Source organism: Methanospirillum sp., from assembly GCF_035406105.1.
Taxonomy (GTDB): Archaea; Halobacteriota; Methanomicrobia; order Methanomicrobiales; family Methanospirillaceae; genus Methanospirillum.
On record NZ_DAONKG010000272.1, the window covers coordinates 1 to 2,825 of the forward strand.

General features: G+C 47.6%; 3 protein-coding genes. 2 read left to right on the forward strand and 1 reads right to left on the reverse strand.

Going from position 1 to position 2,825, the window contains the following annotated elements; genetic code table 11:
• A partial coding sequence (locus tag PLA23_RS12230) for a LemA family protein (protein ID WP_324475361.1) occupies positions 1-552 on the reverse strand: 552 nt, incomplete at its 3' end.
• Positions 553-694: 142 nt separating this feature from the next.
• Between PLA23_RS12230 and PLA23_RS12235 the strand changes: the two genes are divergently transcribed.
• The gene (locus PLA23_RS12235) at positions 695-1,615 is read left to right on the forward strand and encodes an AEC family transporter (protein WP_324330802.1); all 921 of its coding nucleotides are present in this window, start codon (positions 695-697) and stop codon (positions 1,613-1,615) included.
• Between the two features lie 47 nt (positions 1,616-1,662).
• Positions 1,663-2,772: a DUF362 domain-containing protein gene (locus PLA23_RS12240; protein WP_324475362.1), complete on the forward strand. Its 1,110-nt coding sequence runs from the start codon at positions 1,663-1,665 to the stop codon at positions 2,770-2,772.
• The last annotated feature ends 53 nt before the right edge of the window (positions 2,773-2,825 follow it).

Below are 2,825 nucleotides of genomic sequence, written 5' to 3' on the forward strand. Positions count from 1 at the left end.
TGAGATCTCCGGCCTTTTGGTGATCTCTTCCTCAAATTCAAGATACTGCAGTTTTGTAAGGCCTGATAACCGTGCGACCAGGTTTGAAGGGATCGTATCGACCATGGTGTTAAACTGTTCGGCAATGTTATTACAGGTATACCGCTGACGAGCGATCTCATCTTCAACACTTTTTACCGCACCCATCAGATCTGAAACGGTGGCCTGGGTCTTCAGATCAGGATAATTTTCCATGACTGCAAGCAGCCTTCCCAGGATCGTCCGGGATTCTGCTTCAAGTCCGGCGATATCAGCAGCCCCTGCCGATCCGACCGAGGCCCGCATGGCGGTTACCCGTTCAAATGTCTCCTTTTCAAAGGCAGCATAACTTTTGACTGCACCGAGCAGCTGATCAATCATGTCAAGACGCTTTTTCAGGGCTACCTTAATCTGGCCCAACGTTGCTTCATAGGAATTTTTAAGTGCGTAAAAACGGTTATAAAGTGATACAAACCAGATAACAAGTGCTATCAGGACAAGGATAACGATACCGGGAAGGATGAATTCTAGCATGAGTACCCCTCAACCTATTGCATTGGAACATGAATATATACCTTCTTCCGGTATTTCCTGATCTGTCTCCGTGCTCACCTGTCCAGAAGAGGAATATTGATGCCGCCATCTCCTGAATGATTAACACAAAAGGTTACATCAAATGGACTTTCTTCCGGTTGCAACCAGTATTTTTACCCTTTTTATCCTGATCGGGGTGGGATTTTTTGCATTTCGGATGGGGTATATCACCCGCAGCGGGGCATCAGGTCTCTCATCATTGCTGGTTAATGTGGCCATCCCCTGTCTTATCCTTGAGAGTATGCAGGTCCCCCTCTCGAGTGGTCTTGTACATAACATGGAGATCATTGTGATTGTTGAGATTGTGGTGTATCTTGTCTCCTTTCTCTGTGCCATTATCATCCCGGCGTTCTTGAAGGGATCTGCCTTTGAGACTGGTGTCCTGCGGTTCATGCTCATTTTCTCAAATTTAGGGTTTATGGGCTATCCGGTTGCATCTGCAATGTTCGGGGAGGAATCGGTCTTTTATGTTACCCTTATCAATCTCCCGTTCGGGTTTTTGGTATTTACCGTGGGGGTGTTTCTACTCCGGCCCGACCTTGCACGAAATCCTGATTTAAAACGGATTCTCACCCCCGGTCTTACCGCTTCCATCCTTGGTCTGTGTCTTCTTGGAACCGGTATCACCATCCCATCTCCCCTGAATGAATCAGTTACACTCCTGGGTTCGATCACAACACCCCTTGCCATGATCGTCATCGGAACGTTTCTAGCGCCTCTCCCCTTCTTTTCCATGATATCAGACATGCGGGTGTGGATAATTTCCGGGGCCAGACTACTACTGATTCCAATGATCATATACCTGATCATCTCGCCTTTTGTTACGGAGCCACTTCTTCTGGGCATTCCCGTCCTGCTTGCAGCGATGCCTGTTGCTGCCAATACCGTGCTTTTATCTGAGGAGTACGGGGTGAATGCAGAGCTTGCATCAAAAGGGGTATTTATCTCGACCCTGCTATCTCTCATTACAATCCCGCTTGTCGGGACCTTTCTTCTTCCGTAAGTTCTCCTGCAGATTCATATGGTTGGCGGTTCCAAGTTCACACGGGTATGACAAACAGTATTGTCTTTTTCTCAGGCATGCGGATTAAAAATCCTGAAGAGAACAATAGTGTCAGGATTCAGAATCTGTGTAAGAGAGCAGGCCTTTCTGGTATGATTCAAGAAGGGGACCTGACCGCGATTAAACTTCACTTTGGTGAGATAGGGAATGATACCTATATCAGACCGGTGTTTGTCAGGGCGGTTGTGGAGGAAATTCGGAACTGTTTGGGAAAACCGTTTCTGACCGATACAAATACGATGTATGTTGGATCAAGGCATAATGCGGCAGATCATCTGTCCACAGCCATCCGTCATGGGTTTGCCTATGCTGTTGTTGACTGCCCGGTTATCATCGCCGACGGATTGAAAGGGAATAATTACCGGGAAGTGCCGATCGACGGAAAGCATTTTAAAACCGTTAAGATTGCACAAGACATCGCCGATGCTGATGTGATGGTTGTCATGAGTCATGTCAAGGGCCATGCACTTGCCGGGTTTGGGGGTGCGATTAAAAACCTTGCTATGGGCTGTGCTCCGCCTGTTGGAAAACGTGACCAGCACCAGGGAATGCAGGCAGAGATTGATGAATCCCGTTGTGTTGGATGCGGGTATTGTGTCACCCAGTGTCCCTTCAATGCAATTCGTATGGGTAAGAAGGCGGTAGTTGACAGATCGGTATGTTACGGTTGCTCAGCGTGTCTGCAGGTCTGTCCTGAAAAAGCGATATCATTGAACTGGCAACGGGACGTGCCACGGTTTCTAGAACGGATGGGAGAGTACGCTCTTGGGGCGGTAGCAGGAAAACCTGATAAGATCCTGTACATCAGTTTTCTCATGGACATAACTCCTGATTGCGACTGTGTTCCCTGGAGTGATATGCCGATTGTTCCTGACATCGGGTTTTTGGTTTCATCCGACCCTGTTGCCATCGATGCTGCAGCTCTTAACCTCATCAATCGGGAGCAAGGACTTACTTGTTCCTCCCTCCACTGCCACCACGGACCGGGAGAGGACAAATTTACCGGTGTGTGGGATTATGTCAATGGTGCGTATATTCTTGAATATGCTGAAAAAATAGGCCTTGGATCACGGACTTATGAGCTGATAGAAGTATGAGGTGACAGAGGAAAGGATGTATTCCATTTTGTAAATATAACTGTACATGCAGT